The organism is Alteromonas sp. MmMcT2-2, assembly GCF_022348305.1.
In the GTDB taxonomy this organism is placed as follows: Bacteria; Pseudomonadota; Gammaproteobacteria; order Enterobacterales; family Alteromonadaceae; genus Alteromonas; species Alteromonas macleodii.
In genome coordinates this window covers 1-6,479 of record NZ_JAKRFA010000089.1, presented here as the reverse complement: position 1 = coordinate 6,479, position 6,479 = coordinate 1, and the positions used below count along the sequence as shown (strand labels likewise).

Genomic DNA, 6,479 nt, shown 5'->3' with positions numbered 1-6,479 from the left:
TAGCGAGACAACTTAACGAAAGACCAAGAAAAACGTTAGACTATGAAACACCAGCACAGAAATTTAACCGATGTGTTGCGCCCATTGATTGAACTCAAGACCCATAGCGGCCTGTCAGATAGAGTCTAAACCCATTCATCCAGATATAAGCTACTACAACTTATATCTGAGTTAGGGCTCTCGGACGTGCTTTGAGGCCTAATCTGAAGATATCTACAAGTATAATTACGCGCTTAATTTATTTCTCCTGCGGTGTTTCTGTGGGTAGTGCAGACCCTCAGGAGATATACTCCCCATCGCAAAAGGCAGAGGCCTAAAAAGCAAAGTGTATACCCAGGTTTCGCATGCTCCTTTACTTCCAGTCGGTTGAGCCCAAGGCATTATCAGCGTACTTAGATATATTACTTGCCAGCGTAGCCATTTTGTCGAAACTATTTATACCCGAAGCACCACCAAAGAATGGGACAACAAACACGAGAGTGTTATTGTCATTGCAACGCGCAACATTGAACATTTCACCGTCGTCTACAGTCGTCAAATCGCAGTCGAAGAAACGAAAAAAAGACATCATCGAGCCTTTGCCGGTACATACTATTACTCGCGGACTATGTTTTTTTACTAAGCTTTGAAAGAAACGCCCTCGATGTGAAATACACCATTCTAGATAAACTTCGAAAGAATGCAGTCCTATGCGCTTAGCCATATCGCTATTCCAAGATACACTGGAACGATTTTTGAAAGAAATAGGAAAAGCATTCATCTTAAATCCTATGCCATCCGAGCACATAAGCTTGTGTCTAACAGCTTGTTCTTTATGCCCATGTTCCCAGCCATAGAGATAACTGTATAGCCAAGCAATCTTATTATTGTATTGATATTTAAGACGCTCTTGTACCTGTCCATCCCAGTTTCCCACATTGAAAGGTCCTTCCATTGCCTTTTCTAGATCAGCCAAGTCTTTAAACTCCGTGCCCCATTCCAAGCCACATACCCAAACACTTGAATCTAAATTTCCACCATCACAGCCGTAGTGGGAACATGCAAATTGTTTGAATTTTTCATTTAACTGGCGCTTCGTCATTACTTAATCCTTTATCCTTTCAACTTAAACACAAAACTTACATCTAACCTGCGTCATAACTTGTCGCAGAGTTCAAAAATTATCGACTTTATACAAATTGGATAATGCGGTGATTTCATTTTTAATTGTTTGTCGCAAATTCGTAGGCGCGAGCACTTCAACACTGCTCCCCTGTGAACGTAGCCACCATCTGAACTGCCAAGAATCCTTGACGGTGGCAGTAAGGTCAAGCCAGTCAGTATTAGTTTCTTTAACCTGCATATCATGCGATAGCGGAGTCTCAAAAAGATAGTTGATGACCGAACGATGAATTCGAGCTTCAAAAGCAATGTCACCACTCAAACTAAATTCAGCAGCACCAGAATCGATATAATGTTGCAACGAAAAATTTACTGGCTTATCAATATTGTCCTCCAGCTGTTCAGCGACATTTATTCTCTGTAACGCATATAAACGGATATCACTGTAGCTAAATGCTGTGGCAACTAGATAAAGTATCTTACCACGCTGAATCAACCCGAGAGGGTGTAAAACGAGTGTTTTAGCCTCTTCTGCCCAAACACCCGAATAAACAACTTTCACTTGCTTATCATCTAGCAGAGCACTCTGGATAATGTTAAGGACTTGTCCGTCAATAGCTGGAGGGAGTAACGGCATTGATGGTGTTCGAATGGCGACTTTATCTGTCCATTGAGCAAGAGCATGATCTCGATTAGCTTCTTGCAAATGTTTTTTAGCATATTCGAAACGTGGCTTTAATGGTCTTAAAACCGAGGGTGGCAGTAGTGGAGCTATAACTTCTTCGGTTATTGCCAGGGAAACACAATCACTGATGCTGAGATTAGGTATATCAAACGAAGCATTATCCATCCAGCGCCAGCCATAAGGTCTACTTTTGTCGTTACAGAGCAACGGAAACTGTCGAGACAGCTCATTTAAATCTCGCTCTACAGTACGCTTTGAAACATTAAAACCTAAGCTTGTAAGCCTTTTCACTAGTTCTCTGGCCGATATACCTACGCCAACTGAAGGTAAGAGTCTCAAGATTTCCCACTGGCGACTTAGCGTATTCCGTTCTGTTATCTGACTCATCTCAATTCGTCCTTACACGTGCGACACATATTGTCGCGCCTTTTAATCACTATACCTTATCTTATTTTACTGAGATCATTCGAAGGAGTGTAAAAATGCTCTACAAAATAGAAGAACAAGCCAACCTTTTTAAGAAATTGAAACCTTTGGAGTTCAAAGACTTTTCGAGTTTTGGCAAGCTTGCGGATAATCTAGAGAACTTAATTGCAAGTAGTATTTTAGATGTATTGTTTGAAGAAGCTAGATTAATGCCTGCGTTTCAGCGAAAGCAGCGGCCAGTAGGGGCGGATATATATGCTCTCAATGAAATAGGTGAATTATTATTGTTTAGCTTAAAGCGTTCAACTGATGGGGAAGACGCCGTCAATCAAGCTCTAAGATACATGCAAAATGCTGGTCAATGGAGCTACCAAAAATTAGAAGAAAAATTTATACGGCATAGTCAAAACGAAACGTCTCTAGTTCAAGCTCACAAAGAAGCTTTCGGCCTTGAGCACGAACTAGAGCCTGAAAAAATGAACAATAAACAACATCTATTTGTTATCGGCAGTGCAGCCGATCAATCACTAATTTCTCACGTTAATTACTGGAAGAAAAACGGTATTTCTATTTATTTCCTACCATATAGGTTTTATGAACTCGCTGGAGAAAATTACCTTGAATTCTTTGCACTTCCACATGATCAACACAAAAACCCAAGAGATGTGAAAGGCGTAATATTCGACACAAATCGCCGTTGGGACGAGAACTCTATTTGGTCGATGATAGATAATAGTCGTCTTGAAGCATATGGTGACGCAAAGAATTTTGTTCACGATATTCATGTAGACGACATTGTTTTCTTTTCGCACGAATGGTGCGGCTTAATTGCTGCCGCAAAAGTAAAAGGTGAGATTAAAGTTCTAGACAGTGAAACTCTGTATCGAGATGTAGAATTTTTGACTCCTACCCCGAACCGGAAGGATAACAGAATGTTGGCTATGCCTTTTTCACAAGTGAAACTAAAAACGGGTAAAACTTTCTTTTGGGCTAGAACTATAAAGATACCTTATCTGTCAAAAAGTGAAGCACTTGAGTTAGTTGAAGTTCTTAATAATTATTTGTATCAAACATAGAAAGTCGCGATTGCCGGAATACTTCGTAGCCGCGCCTTTGAGTGATAGAAGTCGGCTATAAGCGAATAGCGGAAGTGAACGGCGCGTTCTCTATAGGAGGGGAATATCCCATAGCTGACCTTCTCAACTCTTATTAAAGCCCATCAAATTAGCTGAAATTACTTTAATTCATGTGTTCTCGAATTACTGAGAATTCTCAGTAACACATTGTAAAACCAAAAATGTTCACGGATGCCGCACCAATGGCGGGTTTGGTATAAAGCAGCGCTGGAATTACTGTGAGTTTACAGTAACAATCAAATAAATAATTGGAAATCAGCATATAATCAAGTGTAAGGTATTGTTATCAATAAACTATATTGGGAACTTAGGGATGAGTATGGCTGCGTCTTACTATGAATTCTTTATAATAAGTTATACGGCATTGTGCGAATGTGCGTTTCGAATCGCACGGTCTTCTAATTATATGTGGAGAAAAAATTGAAGAAAATTGACCTTCACATGCATACTGTGCCGACGATTAGTGATGCTCACTTTGATTTTTCGTTAGAGAAATTAGAAGAGTATGTTAAAACAGCCGAACTCGACGCTATAGCAATAACAAATCATGACGTATTCGATTTAGCACAATTCAGAGAAATAGATAAAGCGCTTGACTGTATTGTGTTTCCAGGTATCGAAATAAATCTAGCTAAAGGTCATATTCTTCTCATCTCTGAAAATGAAAATTTAGATGAGTTTCAAATCAAAACCCAAGCCGTAACTGAGAAAATCAAGGTAATCGGTGACTTTATTAGCGTAGATGAGTTGTTTCATATTTTTGGTGACCTCAATAAATACTTACTAATCCCCCATTATGAAAAAAAGCCATCCATCTCGCGACAGACAGTTGATCAAATGGGTGAACTCATATCTGCTGGTGAAGTTGATAGCCCCAAAAAGTTTATTCGTTTGGCTAAAGATGACACAGAATTAACACCCGTTCTTTTTAGTGATGTAAGAATTCGTGAAGGAATGCGCAAGTTCCCATCCAAACAAACATATATCGACTGTGGAAATATTTCCCTTAGTTCATTGAAACATAGCTTGCGTGATAGAAATAAAGTGGCTCTATCAAGGTCAGATGGGAATTCACTATTTCAGATTTTTGACGATGGTCAAAAACTATCCACCGGACTTAATGTCGTTATAGGAGCACGATCTTCAGGGAAGACTGAAACGCTAACTCAGATAAGCAATGACTGCGATAATGTGAAATATATTCAACAATTTTCACTTGTTCAAAGAGATGACGTTAATTACGAAAAAGAGTTCAATGACGATGTTGCTCGGAAGAAGAGTATATTCGCTGATAAGCATCTGACTCCATTCAAGAATGTTATCGATGATGTGTTAAATGTTGATATTAGAGTTAATCAACGAAAGGTAGAGGATTATCTATCAACACTTCTAAGGTCGGCAGAAGAGGCAGAGAAATTTGACGCATTCTCTAAAGTAGCTCTCTTTAATGAAACACAATTTGAAGTGGCCCAAGATAAGGGGCTTGGAAATCTTATCGGTTCTGTTCGACAACTGATAGATAACATAGAATATAGAGAAATCATTGATAAACATATTGATGTAAATAACTTGAAAGCTTTGGCATTGGAGTTAATTGAGCTTCTGTGGTCAAAAGCGTATGAAAGAAAGAAGAGAAGTTTTGTAAATGACATCGTTAGAGATGTAAAAAGTAAGCTTCAATTAAGGACATCAGCGACACAAGTTAAAGATGTCGACCTATACAGGGTTATGATTGAGCACAGGAAGGTTTTAAAATTCAACCAAATTACACAGTTGCTGCAAACTGAGAAAGTAATATTTCAGGAAAATATTCAGGAATATGCTTCACCTTATAAGTATCTCATCGCATTGAAGGAGAATGGTGCCTGGACTCCATCCGAGTTTTATAAGTACTTTGCATGCATTGAATATGAAATACTCAACAAAGATGGATTCAAGGTGTCAGGTGGTGAAAGGTCTGAATTTCGTCTTTTACAGGAGATCAAAGATGCACAAAACTTTGATTATCTGCTGATAGATGAACCAGAGTCGTCGTTTGATAACCTTTTCCTAAAAGGCGAAGCCAATCAGATGCTGAAAGAGATCTCTAAGACAATGCCGGTAGTCGTTGTCACCCATAATAGTACAGTTGGAGCTTCAATCAATGCAGATTATATAATGTACACATCAAAAGAGATTGAAGGTGATGAGATCGTATATAGAAGGTATTCAGGGTATCCATCTGACAAAGAACTTTGTTCAGTTGACGGAAAAACAATAAACAATTTTCAGGTTACCATGAACACACTGGAGGCTGGCGAAGAAGCTTATGTTGATAGAAGAGGCGGCTATGAAAGCATTAAAAATTGAAAATAGTCAGGGACACTTCCTGACAGAAGACGGTACGTATGAAACTGTCGATAAAATAGATAAGACAATTCTTCTGAAGTTAGTTAATGCGGCTCTAGAGGAGAACTTCCAAATCGATGAGTACAATGAAGATAACCTAAAGAACCAAGCTCATCAAATTATATATAAAAGTATCAGTGAAAAGCTTAATGATTTACACAATAGACGAAGCCAGTTTCGTGATGAGTCAGAGCGGCTGTATTTAGATGAATACGAAAAGTATAAAGCTTGATATCGGTGATATTGAAATCAGATCCGGTTTGAATGCCGTATAATAAGTTGCTGCACACGGAAAACTTACTCGCTACGCTCCTATTTTTCGCTGAGCAAAGCGTTATCTTTAGAGGGGTTCTAGGGATTTTCCCCTCTAAAGTAACATAGAATGCTACAGGCTTTGTATTATATAGCCTCCAGCTGTGGGTTACTTTCGTTTCCAAGCTTAATCATCCACGATTGGCTTCGTAATTTCACTAATATCAGGCAATTTTCCGGTATTGGTGAAGTTATACGTCCCGCTTAAGTTGATATTTTGCCATGCAACGGGCGAAACAGCACGAGTGATAGCCGCTTTTTCTTCATCACCTGTCGCTTCAAAGTGTCCCAGAAGATGACTCAGTATCGCGGAGTTGAAGTAGATGAGCGCATTGGCAAGCAATCTTGCGCATTCATTCCAGATAGCGATTTCAGACTCGTTTTTGCCACGGAACTGATCACCATTCACCGACGCAATGGCTCGTCTAAGG

Annotated in this window: 6 protein-coding genes; 3 read left to right on the top strand and 3 right to left on the bottom strand. The window is 39.3% G+C overall.

The features are described from left to right. Positions 1-352 precede the first annotated feature (352 nt). The gene (locus MHM99_RS20705) at positions 353-1,081 is read right to left on the bottom strand and encodes a hypothetical protein (RefSeq protein ID WP_239220439.1); all 729 of its coding nucleotides are present in this window, start codon (positions 1,079-1,081) and stop codon (positions 353-355) included. A gap of 72 nt (positions 1,082-1,153) precedes the next feature. After that, positions 1,154-2,173, bottom strand: coding sequence for a WYL domain-containing protein (locus tag MHM99_RS20700; RefSeq protein WP_239220438.1), 1,020 nt, complete (start codon positions 2,171-2,173; stop codon positions 1,154-1,156). A 95-nt stretch (positions 2,174-2,268) separates the two neighbouring features. Between MHM99_RS20700 and MHM99_RS20695 the strand changes: the two genes are divergently transcribed. The 3 genes from MHM99_RS20695 to MHM99_RS20685 all read left to right on the top strand — a co-directional run bounded on the left by MHM99_RS20695 (position 2,269) and on the right by MHM99_RS20685 (position 5,968). After that, positions 2,269-3,288, top strand: coding sequence for a hypothetical protein (locus tag MHM99_RS20695; RefSeq protein WP_239220437.1), 1,020 nt, complete (start codon positions 2,269-2,271; stop codon positions 3,286-3,288). Between the two features lie 480 nt (positions 3,289-3,768). Further along, the gene (locus MHM99_RS20690) at positions 3,769-5,697 is read left to right on the top strand and encodes a histidinol phosphatase (RefSeq protein WP_239220436.1); all 1,929 of its coding nucleotides are present in this window, start codon (positions 3,769-3,771) and stop codon (positions 5,695-5,697) included. Beyond that, a complete protein-coding gene (locus MHM99_RS20685; protein WP_239220435.1) occupies positions 5,678-5,968 on the top strand; it encodes a hypothetical protein in 291 nt (96 codons plus the stop codon). The genes MHM99_RS20690 and MHM99_RS20685 overlap by 20 nt, the downstream gene beginning before the upstream one ends. A gap of 207 nt (positions 5,969-6,175) precedes the next feature. Here the strand turns inward: MHM99_RS20685 and MHM99_RS20680 are convergent. Continuing rightward, on the bottom strand, positions 6,176-6,479 hold a 304-nt coding region (locus MHM99_RS20680; RefSeq protein ID WP_239220434.1), incomplete at its 5' end, for a Tn3 family transposase.